Genomic DNA, 18,325 nt, shown 5'->3' on the forward strand with positions numbered 1-18,325 from the left:
AATCGCCCACCGGGAAGGCGGCGCACCATGTACTTCGCCGACCGCACCGACGCGGGGCGGCAGCTCGCCGCCCGCCTCGTCCATCTCGAGGGCCATGACGTCGTCGTCCTCGGCCTGCCGCGCGGCGGGGTCCCGGTGGCGGCCGAGGTCGCCGATGCCCTGGGCGCGCCCCTGGACATCTGTCTCGTCCGGAAGCTGGGCGTGCCGAGCCGGCCCGAGCTGGCCATGGGGGCGATCGGCGAGGGCGGGGTCCGGGTCGTCAACGAGCAGATCGTGCGGGACGCGGGCGTGGCCGCGCGGGACCTGGAGGCGGTGGAGGAGCGCGAACGGACGGTCCTGGCCGAGCGGGCCCGCGCGTACCGGGGCAGCCGCAGGCCGGTGCCGCTGGAGGGGCGGACGGCGGTCGTCGTCGACGACGGGCTCGCCACCGGCGCGACCGCGCTGGCCGCCTGCCGGGCGGTACGGGCCGGGGGAGCCGCCCGGATCGTCCTCGCCGTACCGGTCGCGCCGCACGACTGGACGACCCGCGTCGGCGGCGAGGCCGACGAGACGGTCGCCGTCCACACCCCGGCGGGGTTCGCCGCGGTCGGGCAGTTCTACCAGCGGTTCGACCAGACGCCGGACGCCGAGGTGGTGGCCCTGCTCGACCGGAGCCGGGAGGAGCACGGCCCGGCCGTCCGGCACACCGCCGTACGGATCCCGGCCGACGGTCCGGTGCTGCCGGGCGATCTGGCCGTGCCGGACGGGGCGGCCGGGCTCGTCCTCTTCGCCCACGGCAGCGGCAGCAGCCGGCACAGTCCCCGGAACCGGTCGGTGGCCGCAGCCCTCAACCGGGCGGGGCTCGGCACGCTCCTCTTCGACCTGCTCACCGAGGCCGAGGCGGGCGACCGCTCCCGGGTCTTCGACACCCCGCTCCTCGCCGAACGGCTGGGCCGCGCCGCCGCGTGGACGTCCGGCAGGGCCGAGACCGAAGGCCTGCCGCGGGGCTACTTCGGCGCGAGTACGGGTGCGGCCGCCGCGCTGTGGGCGGCGGCCGCACCGGACGACGACGTGGCCGCCGTGGTGTCGCGGGGCGGCCGGCCCGACCTGGCGGGGGAGCGTCTCGCCGGGGTCAGGGCCCCGACCCTGCTGATCGTCGGCGGCCGCGACGACCTCGTCCTCGACCTCAACCGGCGGGCCGAGGCGCTGCTGCGCTGCGAGAGCCGGCTGGAGATCGTGCCAGGCGCCGGCCACCTCTTCGAGGAACCGGGGACCCTGGAAGAGGTGGCGGAGCTGGCCACGGCCTGGTTCACCCGCCACTTCGGGGCGGCGGCCGGGAAGGATCAGTAGGCGCCGTTGACGTTGTCGATGGAGCCGTACCGGTCGGCCGCGTAGTTGCAGGCGGCGGTGATGTTCGCGACGGGGTCGTACGGGTCGAGCGAGGTGCCCGGCACGTGGTAGGCGGTGAACGTCGGGTCGATGACCTGGAGGAGCCCCTTGGAGGGGGTGCCCTTCGCGGCGTTGGAGTCCCAGAGGTTGATGGCACGGGGGTTGCCGGAGGACTCGCGCATGACGTTGCGGAGGATGCCGTCGTACGAACCGGGGATGCCGTAGCGGGCCATGATGTCGAGCGACTCCCGGATCCAGCCGTCGAGGTTGTCGGCGTACCGGGTGGCGGCGACGGGAGCGGCCGGGACGGCGGCGGGCCGCGCGGCGGGGGCGGCGGCGCGGCTCGCGGACCGGCTCGCCCGTTCGGCGGAACCGGTGGAGGTCGGCTTCGCCGCGCTCTTCCGGGCCGCCGTCTTCGCCTTCTCCGTCTTCTTCGGGGCGGGGGCGGCCTTCGCGGAATCCCGACGAAGTGTCAGTTCGAGACCCGGGTGAATGAGTGACGGGTTGTCACCGACGGCCGCCTTGTTCGCCCGGTAAAGGGCCTTCCAGCCGCCCTGAATTCCCTTCCGCTGGGCGATCAGGGAAAGCGAGTCGCCCTTCACCACGGTGTACGCGTGGGCGGCGGGTGCTTTCGTGGCGGCAGCCGGGACGGCGCTCTGGGCGGCGGACACCGCGGCGGCGGGAGTCACGGCCGCGGGTGCGGCGGTGGCCTTGGCGGCGGGCGCGGCGCCGGCCGTGGCGGGCACGACCAGGGGCAGGGCCAGGGCGACTCCGCCGGTGCCCGCGAAGGCGAGACCACGGGAGACGGGACGGCGTCGGGGACGGCGGTGCTTGCCGTGAGCGGCCATGACGGTTTCCTCTCCGGCGCCTGCGAGGTGAGCTGTCGGGTTCGGACGGGAGGTGTCCGGCCGCGCGCACGCGGCTTCACCCCGAGCCGTTCCGGAGGGCCGGACCGGCGGTGTGGTGGGTCCCCCGCTCCTGCCGGTCGGGTGAAAAGGGAAGGTCTTTCGAGCGGTGGCAGGATTCGGCGATCCGCTCGAATGGGGGTGACCGTAGGCGAGGAATGCGGCGGGGAACAAGACGCGAATGCGCGAGAAAAGGAACGGCAAAGATCGCCTGTCCGGAATTCAAGATCGGCCGTTCCGGTGGTCCGCCCCGAATCCCTTGTGCCGTACGGCTCGTGGTGAAAACGGGTACGCCGGGGGAGCGGGGAGAGTGAGTCGCGTCACTGGATGCGGAATGTCCGAATGAGGTGTCTCATTCCCTTCGGGTGATGGTGTGGCGTAATGCCCTCGATCGGGCGTACTGATGGGGAGGTCGAGAGTGGTGAACGACACGCGGTTCACGTAAGGCGTAAATCGGGCATTCATCATTAATGATGTGGGAATGTCGCTCCCCACCCCGCTGCTCGACCCCGACGCCTTCGATCCCGACGTCCTCGACCGCGAGGCGGCCCGGCTCTACGAGAGCGCCGCCTGGAAGAAGACCCCCGCCTCCGCCTCCGCCCCCGCTCCGGAGTCCTGGCGGCGGCTGCTCTCCGTCCCCGTGGACCGGCTCGTCGCCGACGCGCTCGGCGCACTGCCGCCGGCCCCGCCGGCCGAGCGCCCGCTGCCCGGCCGGATCGGGGCCGCCCTCCCCGACCGGCTGCACGTCTGGCGCCGGATCGGCCGCCCCGATGTGCGGCCCTCCGTCCACCTGGCCTACGCGCGCCGGGTGCTGACGGAATGGGGCTGGCAGAACACCCCGTACAAGCTGCGGGACGCCCGCGGAGCCCGCTGCGTCTGCGGCGCTCTCCTCGCCGCCCACCGGCTCGGCCACGGAAGTGCCTCGACCATGAACGAGGCCGGCGCCTGGATCATGACCGAGCTGCGGTCCCGGGGCTGGCACGGCCTCATCGGCCCCTGGAACCGCGCCCCGGGCCGCACCGCGGAGGACGCCCTGGCCCTCCTCGACGCCACGATCCGGCGCGCGGCCCTGGCGGGCCGCTGAGCGCGGGGCGCCGAGGAGGTCTCGGGGGGGGGCTCAGCCGGTGGCGCTCGGCTCCCCGGTCTCGGTGTGGCCGGTGTACCGGCGCGACCAGGTGCCGTCGATGTCGGCCAGGATCGTGAAGCCGTACCCGCCGTCCGTGTAAGCCACCGCGTTGAACCGGTCCTCCCGCGAGGAGCCCGCCGCGACCGTGTACGTCCACGGGCCGTCCGACCGGGAGGCGTGGGGACGCACGCCGCGGAGGGTGCCGAAGTGGTGGTCGAAGCCGCGGTTCTCCTGCATGAGGATCACCATGTGACGCACGTCGGTCAGGGTGCCGGTGGCGGCCCGCGCGGCGGCCGAGGCCGAGGCCGTCGCCGACGGCAGCGCCGCCCCCCCCCCGCGACGAGCCCCGCGCCGATCCCGACGAACCCCCTGCGGCTGATGGGAAGCATGCCCCGCCCCTCCTGTCACGGCGTGCCCTCGCGGCACGCCGGCAGACGTGATGGGGGAGCGGCGGCCAAAGGTATACGCCCGTGCGGTAAGGAGTCGGTGAGCAGCCAGGTCCCGTCCGACCGGCCGGGCCCGACCTGTCACCTGATGGGTGCCAGGTGTGACCAATAAGCGCGTTGAGGAGCCGTCAGGTCACCCGGGGACCCGCTCCGCTCACGGGCGGCGTCGGTCGGGGCCCGTGCCGCGGACGACGGGGACGAGGCCGCGCAGTGCGAGGCCGGCGGCTATCAGGGTGGTCGCGGCCACGACGAGGCCGAGGACGACGAGCGGGGAGAGGCCGCCACCGGTGGCGGCGAGCCCCGCGCCACCGCCGCCGACCGCGCCGGCGCCGAGGGGTTTTCCGTACATGGGGATTCCTTTCTGCGGACCCGGGAGGGTCAGGTGGCGACCCAGCGCTCCTGCCGGCGCAGGGCCAGGTCGATCAGGGACTTCACGAACACCAGCTGCCGGAACGCGTCGTACAGCAGCTCGGGCACGAGCGGTGCCGCGAGGAGCACGGCCCGGCGGCCCGCCCGGCGGACCGTCAGGGTCCGCTCCAGGACGAAGAGGAGGGTGATCGCCGTCCAGAAGGGGGAGAAGCCCTGCCAGCCGACGGTCACGAGCACCAGCACGGTGAACGTCAGGAAGAGGGCGAGGGCGAGCGCGCCGACGCCCAGCATCAGCTGCTGGCCGAAGTACGGCAGCGTCACCCGGGTCAGCCCGTAGTCGCGCAGGTTCTCCAGCGCCCCGCGCTGCCAGCGCATGCGCTGGTGCCAGAGCTTGGGCAGCGTCGGCATCACCTCGGTGACGAGCCAGCAGCCGTCGGGGGAGACCGTCCGGTACCCGAGGGTCTTGACCGCCTTGGTGATCTCGTCGTCCTCGGTGAGCGAGGCCAGGCTGTAGTGGCCGTCCCCGCCGCCGATCACGCCCTCGCGGCGGGCCGCGCGGACCTCGCGCAGCACGCGGGAGCGGAAGACGGTGCCCGTGCCGGTCAGCACGACGGCCTTGTTCCCCTTGCGGTGCACCTCCAGGGCGTAGCGCTCGTACTCCATCCGCTGGAGCAGGCCGAGCAGTCCGCCGCCCTCCTCGCCGTAGAAGATGCCGCCGACCGCGCCGACGCCCTCGTCCCCCTCCAGGGTCTCCACGGCGCAGGCCACGAAGCCGGGGTTGAGGACGGTGTCCGCGTCCTGGACGAGCACCAGGTCGTCCTCGGAGAGCTCGTCGAGCAGCCCCGGCAGCACCTGGTTGAGCGCGCCCGCCTTCTTGTCGCGGTTGTCCACCGGTACGAACACCTCGGCGCCGCAGCGCTCCGCGAGGGCGGCCGTCAGGTCGGTGCAGTTGTCGGCCACCACCACGATCCGGTCCGGTACCCGGGTCTGCCGGTACAGGCCGGTCAGCGTGGCGACGACACGGTCCTGCTCGTTGTGCGCGGGCACCACGGCCACCACGCGCATCGGGTCCTCCTCCCGCGCTTTTCGTCCCTTTCGTTCCGTTAGGGTGGCGCGGCCGGGTTGCGGGAGGGGTGCGCGAGCGGTGCGGCCCGGTTGCGGACCGGCGGAGGTCCTCGGCCGCGCCGGGTCAGTCGGCGGGGCGGTAGCGGTAGCCGACGCCCCGGACGGTGGAGATGCCGGTACGGCCTCCGGTGGCGGCGGCGAGCTTGCGGCGCAGCCGGAGCACGGTGTACTTCACCCGGCTCGGGTCGCCGTCCTCGCGTTCGCCCCACACCTCGCGGAGCAGCCGGCCGTGGCCGAGGACCTGCTCCGGGTGGGCGGCCAGGGCGGCGAGGAGGTCGAACTCGAGCGGGCTGAGCTCCAGGGCCGTGCCCGCCACGGTGGCGGTGTGGGCGGCCCGGTCGATCACGACGCGCTCCGCCGCCGGCGCGGCGGACGACGGAGTCCCGGGGTGCGGCAGCAGGCGGCGGAACCGGGCCGCGAGGCGGGGCAGGCCCTGCTCGCGGGAGAGGGCGTACGTGACGTAGTCGTCGGCGCCGAGGCGGTAGGCGCGCGCCGCGTCGACCTCCACGTGGACCGGGGCCGTGACGACGATGGGCATCCCGTGGTCGTGCGCGCGCAGCTCGGTGAGCAGCCGCCACGGATCGGCGCGGGGCAGGTCGAGGCTGAGCAGCACGCCCTGGGGGCGGCGCTCGCGCAGCGCGCGCCGGGTGGCGGGGCCGTCGGTGGTGTGGAGGACGTCGTGGCCCTGCTCCCGCAGCATCCCGCCGACGAGGTCCACCACGCGCGCGTCCCGCAGCGCGAAGAGGAGCAGGGGGCGGGCGGCGGTGGGCTGCATGCCTGGACGATAGCCCCGGTCCGCGGTCGCGGCAGCTCGGAGCGGTGGCGGGGGGCTTCCCGGACGGGGAACGCCCCCAGGCCCGGGAAGGGCCAGGGGGCGCGGGAGGCGGCGGCACGGGGCCGGGGCCGGCCGCGCGCGGCGGCCGGCCCCGGTGGGGTGGTGGTGCGGATCAGCGGAGGTCGAAGCGGTCCAGCTCCATGACCTTGGTCCAGGCCGCGACGAAGTCCGTCACGAACTTCTCCTCGGCGTCGTCGCTCGCGTACACCTCGGCGAGGGCGCGCAGCTCCGAGTTCGAGCCGAAGACCAGGTCGGCACGGGTGCCGGTCCACTTGACCTCGCCGGTCGCGTCGTCGCGGCCCTCGAAGGTGTTGGCGTCGCCGGAGGTCGCCGACCAGGTGGTGCCCAGGTCCAGCAGGTTGACGAAGAAGTCGTTCGTCAGGGTGCCGGGCCGGTCGGTGAGGACACCGAGGGAGGTCTGCGGCTGGGTGATGCCCAGGGCGCGCAGGCCGCCGACGAGGACCGTGAGCTCGGGGGCGCTGACCGTGAGCAGGTTGGCGCGGTCGATCAGCAGGTACTCGGCGGGGAGGCGGACGCCCTTGCCGAGGTGGTTGCGGAAGCCGTCCGCCTGCGGCTCCAGGGCGGCGAAGGACTCGACGTCCGTCTGCTCCTGGGAGGCGTCCACGCGGCCCGGCGTGAACGGCACCTCGACGTCCTGGCCGGCGTCCTTGGCCGCCTTCTCGACGGCCGCGGAGCCCGCGAGGACGACGAGGTCGGCGAGGGAGACCTGCTTGCCGTCGGTCCGGTCGGCGTTGAAGGACTCCTGGACGCCCTCCAGGACGCGCAGCACCTGGGCGAGGTCGTCCGGGTTGTTGACCTGCCAGCTGCGCTGCGGCTCCAGGCGGATGCGGCCGCCGTTGGCGCCGCCGCGCTTGTCGCTGCCGCGGAAGGAGGATGCGGCGGCCCAGGCCGCGCCGACCAGCTGGGCGACCGTCAGGTCGGAGGCGAGGATCCGCTCCTTGAGGGAGGCGATGTCCGCCGCGTCGATCAGCTCGTACGTACGGGCCGGCAGCGGGTCCTGCCAGACCAGCTCCTCCGACGGGACCTCGGGGCCGAGGTAGCGCACGACCGGACCCATGTCACGGTGGGTCAGCTTGTACCAGGCGCGGGCGAAGGCGTCGGCGAACTGGTCGGGGTTCTCGTAGAAGCGGCGGGAGATCTGCTCGTAGACCGGGTCGAAGCGGAGCGACAGGTCCGTGGTGAGCATGGTCGGGAGGTGCTTCTTCTCCGGGTCGTACGCGTCCGGGATGATCGCCTCCGCGTTCTTGGCGACCCACTGGTGGGCGCCCGCGGGGCTCTTCGTCAGCTCGTACTCGTACTCGAAGAGGTGCTTGAAGAAGTCGTGGCCCCACTGGGCGGGCGTGGTGGTCCAGGTGACCTCCAGGCCGCTGGTGATGGCGTCGGCGCCCTTGCCGGAGCGGTAGCTGTTCGCCCAGCCGAGGCCCTGCGCCTCGATCGGGGCGGCCTCCGGGTCCGCGCCGACGTTCTCGGCCGGGCCGGCGCCGTGCGCCTTGCCGAAGGTGTGGCCACCGGCGATGAGGGCGACGGTCTCCTCGTCGTTCATCGCCATCCGGCGGAAGGTCTCGCGGATGTCGCGGGCCGCGGCGACCGGGTCCGGGTTGCTGTTGGGGCCCTCGGGGTTGACGTAGATGAGGCCCATCTGGACCGCGCCGAGGGGCTCCTCGAGCTCGCGGTCGCCGCTGTAGCGCTCGTCGCCGAGCCAGGTGGTCTCCGGGCCCCAGTAGATGTCCTCGTCGGCCTCCCACACGTCCTCGCGGCCGCCGGCGAAGCCGAAGGTCCTGAAGCCCATCGACTCCAGGGCCACGTTGCCGGTGAGGATCATGAGGTCGGCCCAGGAGATGGCCTGGCCGTACTTCTTCTTCACCGGCCACAGCAGGCGGCGGGCCTTGTCCAGGTTGCCGTTGTCCGGCCAGCTGTTGAGCGGGGCGAAGCGCTGCTGGCCGGCGCCGGCGCCGCCGCGGCCGTCGCTGATGCGGTAGGTGCCCGCGCTGTGCCAGGCCATGCGGATCATGAAGGGGCCGTAGTGGCCGAAGTCGGCCGGCCACCAGTCCTGCGAGGTGGTGAGGACCTCGGCGATGTCCCGCTTCACGGCGGCGAGGTCGAGCGCCTTGAACGCCTCGGCGTAGTCGAAGTCCTCGCCGAGCGGATTGCCCACGGCGGGGTTCTTGGCCAGGATCCGCAGGTTGAGCCGGTTCGGCCACCACTGGCGGTTGCCGCCGCCCTGCGTGGGGTGCGCGGCGCGCCCGTGGGCGACGGGGCAGCCGCCCGCGCCCTCGGCCTTCACGTCGCCGCCGGGTGCATCGAGGTTCTCAGACATGGGTATTCCTTCCGGACACGCGCGGGAAGGTCGCGGACACGGAGGCCCGAGGAAGCGGTGCGGGCCGGTCGTCTTCCGGGCCCCTCACGTCCTCGTCTCCCCCCGCGTGCGGACTCTTCCTGTCCCTTGGCCATCAACAAAACTGATCCTACAATGGACTAAGTCCAAGTCAAGAAGAATGCCAAAGTGGTGGGACCGGGCCCGGGACACGACGCTCCCGCGCTCCCCCGTGCCCCCGCCCCCGGCGAGAAGGAACAGGTGGGCCCCTATGAGTGACCTGCTGGAGCGGCTGCGCGCCCGAGGCTGGCGGATGACGTCGCAGCGGCGCGTCGTCGCGGAGGTCCTCGCCGGCGAGCACGTGCACCTCACCGCCGACGAGGTCCACGCTCGCGCCGTGGAGCGACTTCCCGAGATCGCCCGGGCGACCGTCTACAACACGCTGGGTGAACTGGTCTCCCTCGGCGAGGTGGTGGAGCTCTCCACCGACGGCCGGGCGAAGCGGTACGACCCCAACGCCCACCGGCCGCACCAGCACCTGGTCTGCACGGAGTGCGGCACCATCCGCGACGTCCGCCCCACCGGCGACCCGCTGGCCGTCCTGCCCGACTCCGAGCGGTACGGCTTCACCGTCTCCAAGGCCGACGTCACCTACCGCGGCCGCTGCCCGTCCTGCTCGGCCTGACCTCCTGGGTGGGGTGGCAGGGTGCTGTCCGGCCCGCGCGAGGGGGCGGCTCGTCCTGGAAGCCGTACGGTCTCCTCGTGAGGCCCGCCCCGGCGGCCGCGCGGTCGTCCTCCCCGAGGCACCGCCGCCGGCCGGCCGCCACGTAGGCTCGTGACGTGCCACCCACCCGTCTGTACCGCGTCGCCGTCCTCGTCCTCGAAGGCGCCAAGCCCCTCGACGTCGGCATCCCCGCCCAGGTGTTCACGACCCGCGCGAGCATGCCCTACGAAGTACGAGTCTGCGGCGCCGTCCCCGGCCTGGTGACCGGTGGCGACGGCCTGTCGTACAACGTCGCCCACGGCCTGGACGCGCTCGGCTGGGCCGACATCGTCTTCGTCCCCGGCTACCGCTTCCCCGACCGCGAGGACCCGCCCGCGGCCGTCGTCGAGGCGCTGATCGCCGCCCACGCGCGCGGGGCGCGGCTCGCCGCCATCTCCACCGGTGCCTTCGCCCTCGCCGCCACCGGCCTCCTCGACGGCCGGCGGGCCACCACCCACTGGCACTACGCGCGCGCCCTCGCCGAGAAGTGGCCCCTGGTCCAGGTCGACGAGAACGTGCTCTTCGTCGACGAGGGCAGCGTCCTCACCTCCGCCGGCGCCGCCTCCGGCCTCGACCTGTGCCTCCACATCCTCCGCGGCGACCTCGGCGTCGCCGCCGCCAACCACGCCGCCCGGCGGCTCGTCGCCGCCCCCTACCGCAGCGGCGGCCAGGCCCAGTACGTCCCGCGCAGCGTCCCCGAACCCCACGGCGAGCGCTTCGCCGCCACCCGCGAATGGGTCCTCCACCACCTCGACGAACCCCTCACCCTGGACATCCTCGCCCGCCACGCGGCCGTCTCGCCGCGCACCTTCTCCCGCCGCTTCGTCGAGGAGACCGGCTACACCCCCATGCAGTGGCTCCTCCGTGCCCGCGTCGACCGCGCCCGCGAACTCCTCGAACGCTCCGAGCGCGGCGTCGAGCAGATCGCCGCCGACACCGGCCTCGGCACCGGCGCCAACCTGCGGATGCACTTCCAGCGCATCCTCGGCACCACCCCGAGCGACTACCGGCGCACCTTCACCGAGGGCGGCTGACCCCTCCTGCCGCCCTCCGCCCGGGATGTTGGCACGATCCTTGCGGACCATGGCGATCTCGCCCCTGCCGCGGGGCGGCGCGGCGAGCGAGGCTGGGTCACGAGAAAACGGAAGGGACACCGCTCATGACTCGCATCGCCATCAACGGTTTCGGTCGCATCGGCCGCAACGTGCTCCGCGCCCTCCTGGAGCGCGACACCACGCTGGAGGTCGTCGCCGTCAACGACCTCACCGAGCCGAAGGCGCTCGCCCGTCTCCTCGCCTTCGACTCCACGTCGGGCCGGCTCGGCCGCCCGGTCTCGGTCGACGGCGACACCCTCGTCGTGGACGGCCACCGCATCAAGGTCCTCGCCGAGCGCGAGCCGGCGAACCTGCCCTGGGGCGAGCTCGGTGTCGACATCGTCCTGGAGGCCACCGGCCGCTTCACCAGCGCCAAGGACGCCCGCCTCCACCTCGACGCCGGTGCGAAGAAGGTCCTGGTCAGCGCCCCCTCCGACGGCGCCGACGTCACCCTCGCCTACGGTGTGAACAGCGACACGTACGACGCCGAGCTGCACACGATCGTCTCCAACGCCTCCTGCACCACCAACGCGCTCGCCCCGCTGGCCGCCGTCCTCGACGAGCTGGCCGGCATCGAGCACGGCTTCATGACGACCGTGCACGCCTACACCCAGGAGCAGAACCTCCAGGACGGCCCGCACCGCGACGCCCGCCGCGCCCGCAACGCCGCCGTCAACATCGTGCCCACCAGCACCGGCGCCGCGAAGGCCATCGGTCTGGTCCTGCCGCAGCTGGACGGCAAGCTCTCCGGCGACTCGATCCGCGTCCCCGTGCCGGTCGGCTCGATCGTCGAGCTGAACACCACGGTCTCCCGCGAGGTCACCCGCGACGAGATCCTCGACGCCTACCGCAAGGCGGCCGAGGGCAAGCTCGCCGGCGTCCTGGAGTACTCGGAGGACGAGCTGGTCTCCTCCGACATCACCGGCAACCCGCACTCCTCCATCTTCGACGCCGCCCTCACCCGCGTCGACGGCCGCCACGTCAAGGTCGTCGCCTGGTACGACAACGAGTGGGGCTTCTCCAACCGCGTCATCGACACGCTGCAGCTGCTCGCCGGCTGACCCCGCGTCACCACGTCACTTCCGACAACGCCCCCTCGGCTCCGGCCGAGGGGGCGTTGTCGGTGCCGCCTGCCATGATGGCGATCATGAGCCGAATCATCTCGTACACCACCGGCGACCGTGCCGAGGCCGTCGGCTACCTCGGAGCGGCGGAGCGCCTCACCGAAGAACAGCGGCGCGTGCTCGACATGATCCGGGAGCGGGCCGAGGCTAGCCGGCGCGACCTGGAGCGGCAGGGCCTCGACTGGGGGCTGACCATCCCCGAAGCCCTGGAGCACCTGATCGAGGGCCGTGCCGACGCGCCCGGGACCTATGCGGGGAAGGCATACGTGCGAGCGCTCCAGCACATCATCGACCACTGCGGCTCCGACTCCGCAGACCTGGGCGTCTACTCGAAGCCCAGCACCTTCTTCGGCCTCCTCGACGAGCAGCTGAAGCAACACGGCGTGGCCGCCGAGCTGCTGCCGCACGGCTACCTCTTCTCCGGCCCGCCGGACGAGATCCCCTTCTACCTGCCGTACGCCGTCGACGGCCCGGACATAGGGATGCTGCCGCTCGCCCTGGCGAAGCCGGCCGTCGACGCCTACCGGGCGGCCCGCGACAAGATCGACCCGGACTTCCTCTACGACCTGGACCTCCTCATCGAGAGGCTGGAGTTCGAGCACGAGGAGTGGGAGTCCACCAAGGCGCGCGGCTACGACTGGTACACCCACGACACCGTCTTCTTCTCGATCAACGGCTGAGGCGGCCCGCGCCGGACGGCCGGACGGCCGTGGGCCGGCCCGGAGCTCCGGGCCGGCCCACGATCGGGGGACAGGGGGGGCGGGGACTAGTCGGTGCCGGTCTCCATGGCGGCGCGGTCCAGCGCCGTCTCCTCGCTGTCGGGGGTCTCGCCGCGCGAGGCGATCGCCTCGGCGCCGCCCTCGGTGAGCGAGCCGATGAGGCCGGTGGCGGCGGCCTGCGCGGCGCCGATGGCGGGGCTGCCACCGCCGATGAGGCCGATGCCGGCGTACTGCTCCAGCTTGGCGCGGGAGTCGGCGATGTCCAGGTTCCGCATGGTCAGCTGGCCGATCCGGTCCAGCGGGCCGAAGGCGGAGTCCTCGGTGCGCTCCATGGACAGCTTGTCCGGGTGGTAACTGAAGGCCGGGCCGGTGGTGTCGAGGATCGAGTAGTCCTCGCCACGCCGCAGCCGCAGGGTGACCTCGCCGGTGACGGCGGCGCCGACCCAGCGCTGGAGCGACTCGCGGATCATCAGCGCCTGCGGGTCCAGCCAGCGGCCCTCGTACATGAGGCGGCCGAGCCGGCGGCCCTCGTTGTGGTACTGGGCGAGGGTGTCCTCGTTGTGGATCGCGTTGACGAGGCGCTCGTACGCGGCGTGCAGCAGCGCCATGCCGGGGGCCTCGTAGATGCCGCGGCTCTTCGCCTCGATGATCCGGTTCTCGATCTGGTCGGACATGCCCAGGCCGTGCCGGCCGCCGATGGCGTTGGCCTCCATGACCAGGTCGACGGCGGAGGCGAACTCCTTGCCGTTGATGGTGACCGGGCGGCCCTGCTCGAAGCCGATGGTCACGTCCTCGGCGGCGATCTCGACCGCCGGGTCCCAGAACCGCACGCCCATGATCGGCTCGACGGTCTCGATGCCGGTGTCCAGGTGCTCCAGGGTCTTCGCCTCGTGGGTGGCGCCCCAGATGTTGGCGTCGGTGGAGTACGCCTTCTCGGTGGAGTCCCGGTAGGGGAGGCCGTGGGCGACGAGCCACTCCGACATCTCCTTGCGGCCGCCGAGCTCGGTGACGAAGTCGGCGTCCAGCCACGGCTTGTAGATCCGCAGGTGCGGGTTGGCCAGCAGGCCGTAGCGGTAGAACCGCTCGATGTCGTTGCCCTTGAAGGTCGAGCCGTCGCCCCAGATCTGGACGTCGTCCTCCAGCATGGCCCGCACCAGGAGGGTGCCGGTGACGGCACGGCCCAGCGGGGTGGTGTTGAAGTAGGCCCGGCCGCCCGAGCGGATGTGGAAGGCGCCGCAGGTGAGCGCGGCCAGCCCCTCCTCGACCAGCGCGGCGCGGCAGTCGACCAGACGGGCCACCTCGGCGCCGTAGGTCTGGGCGCGCCCGGGCACCGAGGCGATGTCGGGCTCGTCGTACTGGCCGATGTCGGCGGTGTACGTGCAGGGGACCGCGCCCTTGTCACGCATCCACGCGACCGCGACGGAGGTGTCGAGGCCACCGGAGAAGGCGATGCCGACGCGCTCGCCGACGGGAAGGGAGGTGAGAACCTTGGACATGGAAAGAGTATGCATCAATCCGCATGGCTATGCAACGCCCTGCTTCGAAGGCGTCCGGTTCAGGGAGCGGCGTCGAAGGCCACCCGGGCCAGCACCGGCAGATGGTCGCTCCCTGTGGCCGGAAGGGTACGGATCGAGGGCACCCGCGCGCCGCGCGCGAGGACCTGGTCGATGCGGGCCAGGGGGAGGCCCGCGGGATAGCTCAGGGCGATGCCCCGCTCGGGGGCGCCGAGGCGTGAGGTCAGCGGCGCCAGGCCGCGGTCGTCGACCGTGCCGTTGAGGTCGCCGGCCAGGACGATCCGCGCGGACGACTCCGCCGCCAGGATCCGCCCGAGCCGCGCGGCGCTCTCGTCGCGTCGCGCCGACGCGAGTCCGCTCGGGCCGAGTCGGACGGACGGCAGGTGGACGACGTACGCCGCCACCTCCCCGTACGGCGTGCGCACCTCGGCCCGCAGCGCCCGCCGCCACGGCTCCGCGATGTCGCGCGGCTTGACGTCGAGCGCCCGGGCGCCGGTGAGCGGGTGGCGGGACCAGAGGCCGACCGTGCCCTGCACGGAGTGGTACGGATAGCGGGGCGCCAGGACCTCGCGGTAGACCGCGAGCGCCGGATCGACCAGCTCCTGGAGGGCGACGAGATCGGCGCCGCTGTCCGCCAGCGCCCGGGCCGTACCGGCCGGATCGGCGTTGTCGTCGGCCACGTTGTGCTGCGCCACGGTGAGTTCGCGTTCCCCGGGTGCCGGGGCGGGCAGGAGCAACGGCCCGAAGGCGACGGCCCAGGCCGCGGCCGGGACGAGCAGTACGGCCAGGGCCGTACGGGCGCGCCGTACCGCCGCGCAGAGGAACAGCGCGGCGGTGAGGGGGCCGAGCCAGAACAGGAAGGACTCCAGCAGACTGCCCAGCCGCCCCGGGGTGTTGGGCACGAAGCGGTGCAGCGCCAGCAGTCCGCCGGTCACCGCGCCGAGTGCGGTGAGCAGCCGGCCGCGTCGGCGCCCGCCGCCCGCCTTCCGCCGGAACGCCCGCCGCCATCCCCTGTCGCCCGGTTTCCCTTCGCGCCCCGCCACGGCCATCCGTCCTTTCCTCGATCGTCCCCCGGCATCTCTGATCAGGACGTTCCCGAGGGAGTGACGGTTGCCGGCCGTTTGACTGCGAGATGGAGTGGGCATGTCAACGCGCGGTCGGCCGGTCGTCCCTGTCCGGTGACCCCCACCCTCACCTCGACCCGCCCAGGGAGCCGGAGTTGAAGACCACGCACCGCGTCACCAAGGGGGCCGCTGCCCTCGGCAGCGCCCTCGCGCTCCTCCTCGCCTTCCCGAGCAGCGCCTTCGCCGCCCCGCCCCCCGCGCTCCCCGCCCAGGCGGACGCCCTGGAACGGACCTTCCAGCCCGCGTACGACTACGACACCGACGGCTGCTACCCCACGCCCGCGATCGGCCCCGACGGCACCCTCAACGGCGGCCTGAACCCGACCGGCGCGCTCAACGGCCAGTGCCGGGACTCCTGGGACCTCGACAACACCAACGGCTACGCCCGCTCGCTCTGCAACAACGGCTGGTGCGTGGTGCTCTACGGCCTCTACTTCGAGAAGGACCAGGCCCTCTCGGGCATCAGCCTCGGCGGCCACCGCCACGACTGGGAGCACGTCGCCGTCTGGATCCGGGACGGGCAGGCCCAGTACGTCTCCACCTCGAACCACGGCTCCTTCACGATCCACACCCGGGACCGGATCCGCTGGGACGGCACCCACCCGAAGATCGTCTACCACAAGGACGGCATCGGCACCCACTGCTTCCGGGCCGCCAACAACAACGACGAGCCGCCCGAGAACCACAAGGGCGCCTGGCAGTTCCCCGCCCTCGTCGGCTGGAACGGCTACCCGCCCGGCATCCGCGAGAAGCTCTCCCAGGCCGACTTCGGCAGCGCCGTCTTCGGGCTCAAGGACGGCAACTTCGCCGCCCACCTGGCCAAGGCGAAGCCGGCCGGCATCCCCTTCGACCCGTACGCCTAGCCGCCACGGTTCACGACGCCGCCGACGTGCGCGGGCGGAATTGCGGGCGGCGGTGGCGGGGCAGACGATGAGGGGGGCGGTCCTCACCGCCACCGGCGGCACCCGGCCCGCCCTTCTTCCCTACGCCCCGAGCCGCGACGACCGAAGGAGACGTCATGGCCGAAGAGCAGGGCGACCCGCTCGCCGCCTGGACCGAACGGCTGCTCCGCCTCGGTGACGGGATATCGCAGGAGGACGCCCGCGCGTTCGTTCACGAGCTCTACACCCACGCCCAGTCCGACCTCGACGCCGAACGCGCCGAGGCCGACTTCGAACGCGAGGAGTAGGGGGCGGAGGAGCGGCGGGCGGCGGTCTCAGGCGCGCAGGGCGCGCAACAGGACCATCGCGCCCGCGACGGGCAGGCCGATGGAGAAGGCCCCGATGAGCAGCACCTCCACGGGGCCGATCCTCCCCGCCGTCAGCACCAGCCCGCCGATCAGCAGCAGCACCGGCACGGTGACGGCGGTGGCGGTGCCGATCCGCTTGTGCCGGGTGTCCCACAGCGGGGACTTCCACAGCAGCGCGAGGCCGATCGCGAGCGTCAGCGCGCCCGCGAACGGGGAACCCAGGATCAGTAGCCCGCCGAGCGCGGGCAGTGTCGCGACGAGCCGCGCCGCCGACCGACCGGACAGCGGGCCGGCCGGCAGGGGCGCCGCGGTGCCGGCCGGCCCCTCCTCGGCGAGCGCGGAGGCGGCCACCGTACGGGGCTCGCCCAGTTCGGCGAGGACCGCTCGGATCCCGGCGTCGTCCCGGGCGTCGCTCACCTCGATGTGCTCGCGGAGGTCCGCGAGGAGTTCCGCCCGGCGCTCGGCCGGGAGCCCGGCGGTCTCGCGGGCCACGGTGTCGAGGTAGGCCGCGACGAGCGGGTGGTCGATGGCGTTCATGCGGTGTCCCCCTGAGGGTCGGTCCTCGGGTGGTTCCGAGGGGCGGTCTGTACGTCGGCCTGCGGGTCGGTCTGCCCGGCGGTCCGCGGGCCGCTCTTCGGGTCGGTCTTCGAGTCGGTCTCGGGGCTGGTCCTCGGGTCGGGCCTCGGGTCGTCGAGGAAGTGGTCGACGGCGTCCCGGAAACGCGGCCACGCCCCGGCGAACTCGGCGAGCGCGGTCCGGCCGAGGGCCGTCAGCGCGTAGTAGCGGCGCGGCGGCCCGCTGGGGGACTCGCGCAGCTCGGTGTCGACGAACCCCTCCCGCCGCAGCCGCGACAACAGGGGGTAGATCGTGCCCTGGCTGGTGGTCATCACGCTGACCGCGGAGAGCTCGGCGAGGAGTTCGACGCCGTACTTCGGCTCGTCCCTGAGCAGTGCGAGGACGCAGTACTCCAGTACTCCCTTGCGGAGCTGGCTGGGGACCCTGCCCCCGGCCTCGTTCATTGCGTTACCAGGAACCATGCAATGCAAGATACTGCCGAGGGGGCCGGGCGACAAGCCGCGACCCCGTCGGGAACCGGCCGTCGCGGCCGGACGTGTAAGGGGGACGAGCGCGCCGAGACGAGGGAGACGGAATGGCCGACGGGACGAGGATCGAGGGGAACAGCCTGCTGCTGGGGGACGGGGTCCGGATCCGCTTCATGCGGACGCTCCGGCTGCCCGAGAGCGGTACGCACCGACTGCCGCCGGGACTGGGGGAGTTCCCGCTCCGCCGGGTCGAGGACCATCCCGACACCGTGCCCGAACAGTGGCGGGCCAAGGGCGGCGTGATCCTCCCCGTCCACCTCCGTGAGGCGATGTGGCTGAGCTTCGCGGGCAGCCCCGAGCCCACGGCGCTCCAGGTCGGCGTCGGCAAGGTCTGCGCGATCTCCGGCAAGAAGTGGACCGGCCGCCTCTCCCGCCGCCCGCAGAACTACGTGGTGCTGCCCCGCCAGCCGTGGCTCGACGGCATCAACTCCGGGAAGGGCACGGTGCGCCAGTTCGTCGCCGTCCCGCTCGGCATGGGCGCCACCGTCGAGGGCCAGGTCACCGGCGAGGAGACCGTCGGAGGCATCCAGCTCCAGGCGTTCCCGCTCGCTCCGAAGCCCCGCGCCGCCTGGCGCGAGGAGCAGCGGCGCCTCGCCGAGGAGCGGGCCCGGCGTCTCGCCGAGATCCCGCCGGTCTGCGGCACCGCCGCCGCCTACGGCGGCGCGCCCCCGGTGCCGATGGCCGCCCCGGCGGGCCCGCCGCCCGTCGCCGCCGCGGCGATGGGCATCGGCGCCGGCGGCACCATGCGGCAGGAGGTGTACCGCGACGACCGCCCGGCCCGCGACTGGTCAGGCACCCCCGAGGCGCGCGTCTTCGTCCACCTGGTGACCCCGCCGGAGTGGCGCCGCATCACCGGCGAGGAGCCCCCGCCGTCCCCCGCCGACCGCGCGGCCTACACGCGTGCGGGCCTGCCCTGGTACGACTACTACGACGCCGACGGCACCGACCTCGCCCCCTCCGGCGCCCTGGCCGGCGTCAAGCCCGTCGGCGAATGGCTCGGCGACGACCTCGACCCGTGGGTCCCGCCGGCCCCTCATCAGATCACGCCCCTCGGCCCCCCGCCGCAGCCGCCGGGCGGAGCCCCGGTCGCCGACGGCGACTGGTGACCCCGCCGGGCGACCATCCC

General features: G+C 73.3%; 18 protein-coding genes, 1 pseudogene and 1 riboswitch. Of the genes and pseudogenes, 9 read left to right on the top strand and 10 right to left on the bottom strand.

Going from position 1 to position 18,325, the window contains the following annotated elements; all coding sequences use genetic code 11:
* Positions 1 to 27: 27 nt before the first annotated feature.
* On the top strand, positions 28 to 1,329 hold the full coding sequence (locus QK442_RS15820; protein WP_282694573.1) for a phosphoribosyltransferase family protein: 1,302 nt from the start codon (positions 28 to 30) through the stop codon (positions 1,327 to 1,329).
* Here the strand turns inward: QK442_RS15820 and QK442_RS15825 are convergent.
* The gene (locus QK442_RS15825; protein ID WP_282694574.1) at positions 1,323 to 2,216 is read right to left on the bottom strand and encodes a LysM peptidoglycan-binding domain-containing protein; all 894 of its coding nucleotides are present in this window, start codon (positions 2,214 to 2,216) and stop codon (positions 1,323 to 1,325) included. The genes QK442_RS15820 and QK442_RS15825 overlap by 7 nt on opposite strands.
* 4 nt (positions 2,217 to 2,220) lie before the next feature.
* A riboswitch (cyclic di-AMP (ydaO/yuaA leader) is annotated at positions 2,221 to 2,408 on the bottom strand.
* Positions 2,409 to 2,754: 346 nt separating this feature from the next.
* On the opposite strand from QK442_RS15825, the gene QK442_RS15830 reads away from it, so the two are divergent.
* Entirely contained in the window at positions 2,755 to 3,357 is a 603-nt protein-coding gene (locus QK442_RS15830; RefSeq protein ID WP_282694575.1) for a hypothetical protein, read from the top strand.
* A gap of 33 nt (positions 3,358 to 3,390) precedes the next feature.
* Here the strand turns inward: QK442_RS15830 and QK442_RS15835 are convergent, their stop codons facing one another.
* The 5 genes from QK442_RS15835 to katG all read right to left on the bottom strand — a co-directional run bounded on the left by QK442_RS15835 (position 3,391) and on the right by katG (position 8,512).
* Positions 3,391 to 3,648 carry a phospholipase domain-containing protein gene (locus tag QK442_RS15835; RefSeq protein ID WP_282694627.1) on the bottom strand — a complete coding sequence of 86 codons (258 nt, stop codon included), beginning with the start codon at positions 3,646 to 3,648 and terminating at the stop codon, positions 3,391 to 3,393.
* 351 nt (positions 3,649 to 3,999) lie between these two features.
* Positions 4,000 to 4,194 (bottom strand): hypothetical protein, encoded by a 195-nt coding sequence (locus QK442_RS15840; RefSeq protein WP_282694576.1) that lies wholly within the window; start codon positions 4,192 to 4,194, stop codon positions 4,000 to 4,002.
* Positions 4,195 to 4,223: 29 nt separating this feature from the next.
* On the bottom strand, positions 4,224 to 5,279 hold the full coding sequence (locus QK442_RS15845) for a glycosyltransferase family 2 protein (RefSeq protein WP_282694577.1): 1,056 nt from the start codon (positions 5,277 to 5,279) through the stop codon (positions 4,224 to 4,226).
* A gap of 124 nt (positions 5,280 to 5,403) precedes the next feature.
* The gene (locus QK442_RS15850) at positions 5,404 to 6,114 is read right to left on the bottom strand and encodes a response regulator transcription factor (protein ID WP_282694578.1); all 711 of its coding nucleotides are present in this window, start codon (positions 6,112 to 6,114) and stop codon (positions 5,404 to 5,406) included.
* 172 nt (positions 6,115 to 6,286) lie between these two features.
* The gene (gene katG / locus QK442_RS15855) at positions 6,287 to 8,512 is read right to left on the bottom strand and encodes a catalase/peroxidase HPI (RefSeq protein WP_282694579.1); all 2,226 of its coding nucleotides are present in this window, start codon (positions 8,510 to 8,512) and stop codon (positions 6,287 to 6,289) included.
* Between the two features lie 268 nt (positions 8,513 to 8,780).
* On the opposite strand from katG, the gene QK442_RS15860 reads away from it, so the two are divergent.
* From QK442_RS15860 to QK442_RS15875, 4 genes are all read left to right on the top strand, one after another.
* Positions 8,781 to 9,194 (top strand): Fur family transcriptional regulator, encoded by a 414-nt coding sequence (locus QK442_RS15860; protein ID WP_282694580.1) that lies wholly within the window; start codon positions 8,781 to 8,783, stop codon positions 9,192 to 9,194.
* 155 nt (positions 9,195 to 9,349) lie between these two features.
* Positions 9,350 to 10,306 (top strand): helix-turn-helix domain-containing protein, encoded by a 957-nt coding sequence (locus QK442_RS15865; protein ID WP_282694581.1) that lies wholly within the window; start codon positions 9,350 to 9,352, stop codon positions 10,304 to 10,306.
* A gap of 125 nt (positions 10,307 to 10,431) precedes the next feature.
* Positions 10,432 to 11,427 carry a type I glyceraldehyde-3-phosphate dehydrogenase gene (gene gap / locus QK442_RS15870; protein WP_282694582.1) on the top strand — a complete coding sequence of 332 codons (996 nt, stop codon included), beginning with the start codon at positions 10,432 to 10,434 and terminating at the stop codon, positions 11,425 to 11,427.
* 86 nt (positions 11,428 to 11,513) lie between these two features.
* Positions 11,514 to 12,170 (top strand): hypothetical protein, encoded by a 657-nt coding sequence (locus QK442_RS15875; protein ID WP_282694583.1) that lies wholly within the window; start codon positions 11,514 to 11,516, stop codon positions 12,168 to 12,170.
* An 86-nt stretch (positions 12,171 to 12,256) separates the two neighbouring features.
* Here QK442_RS15875 and argG read toward each other — a convergent pair whose 3' ends face one another.
* Positions 12,257 to 13,705, bottom strand: coding sequence for an argininosuccinate synthase (gene argG, locus QK442_RS15880; protein WP_282694584.1), 1,449 nt, complete (start codon positions 13,703 to 13,705; stop codon positions 12,257 to 12,259).
* A 59-nt stretch (positions 13,706 to 13,764) separates the two neighbouring features.
* On the bottom strand, positions 13,765 to 14,772 hold the full coding sequence (locus QK442_RS15885; protein ID WP_282694585.1) for an endonuclease/exonuclease/phosphatase family protein: 1,008 nt from the start codon (positions 14,770 to 14,772) through the stop codon (positions 13,765 to 13,767).
* A 170-nt stretch (positions 14,773 to 14,942) separates the two neighbouring features.
* Between QK442_RS15885 and QK442_RS15890 the strand changes: the two genes are divergently transcribed.
* A complete protein-coding gene (locus QK442_RS15890) occupies positions 14,943 to 15,710 on the top strand; it encodes an NPP1 family protein (RefSeq protein WP_282694586.1) in 768 nt (255 codons plus the stop codon).
* Positions 15,711 to 15,865: 155 nt separating this feature from the next.
* On the top strand, positions 15,866 to 16,036 hold the full coding sequence (locus QK442_RS15895) for a hypothetical protein (protein WP_282694587.1): 171 nt from the start codon (positions 15,866 to 15,868) through the stop codon (positions 16,034 to 16,036).
* Between the two features lie 27 nt (positions 16,037 to 16,063).
* Here QK442_RS15895 and QK442_RS15900 read toward each other — a convergent pair whose 3' ends face one another.
* Together QK442_RS15900 and QK442_RS15905 are read right to left on the bottom strand one after the other, a co-directional pair.
* Complete coding sequence (locus tag QK442_RS15900; protein WP_282694588.1) at positions 16,064 to 16,633, bottom strand: hypothetical protein; 570 nt, start codon at positions 16,631 to 16,633, stop codon at positions 16,064 to 16,066.
* A 155-nt stretch (positions 16,634 to 16,788) separates the two neighbouring features.
* A pseudogene (locus tag QK442_RS15905) lies at positions 16,789 to 17,133 on the bottom strand (PadR family transcriptional regulator); the annotation flags it as partial.
* A 113-nt stretch (positions 17,134 to 17,246) separates the two neighbouring features.
* Between QK442_RS15905 and QK442_RS15910 the strand changes: the two are divergent.
* Positions 17,247 to 18,305, top strand: a complete 1,059-nt coding sequence (locus QK442_RS15910; RefSeq protein ID WP_282694589.1) for a hypothetical protein — start codon at positions 17,247 to 17,249, stop codon at positions 18,303 to 18,305.
* The last annotated feature ends 20 nt before the right edge of the window (positions 18,306 to 18,325 follow it).

This window comes from Streptomyces sp. CC208A (assembly GCF_030010625.1).
Lineage (GTDB): Bacteria > Actinomycetota > Actinomycetes > Streptomycetales > Streptomycetaceae > Streptomyces.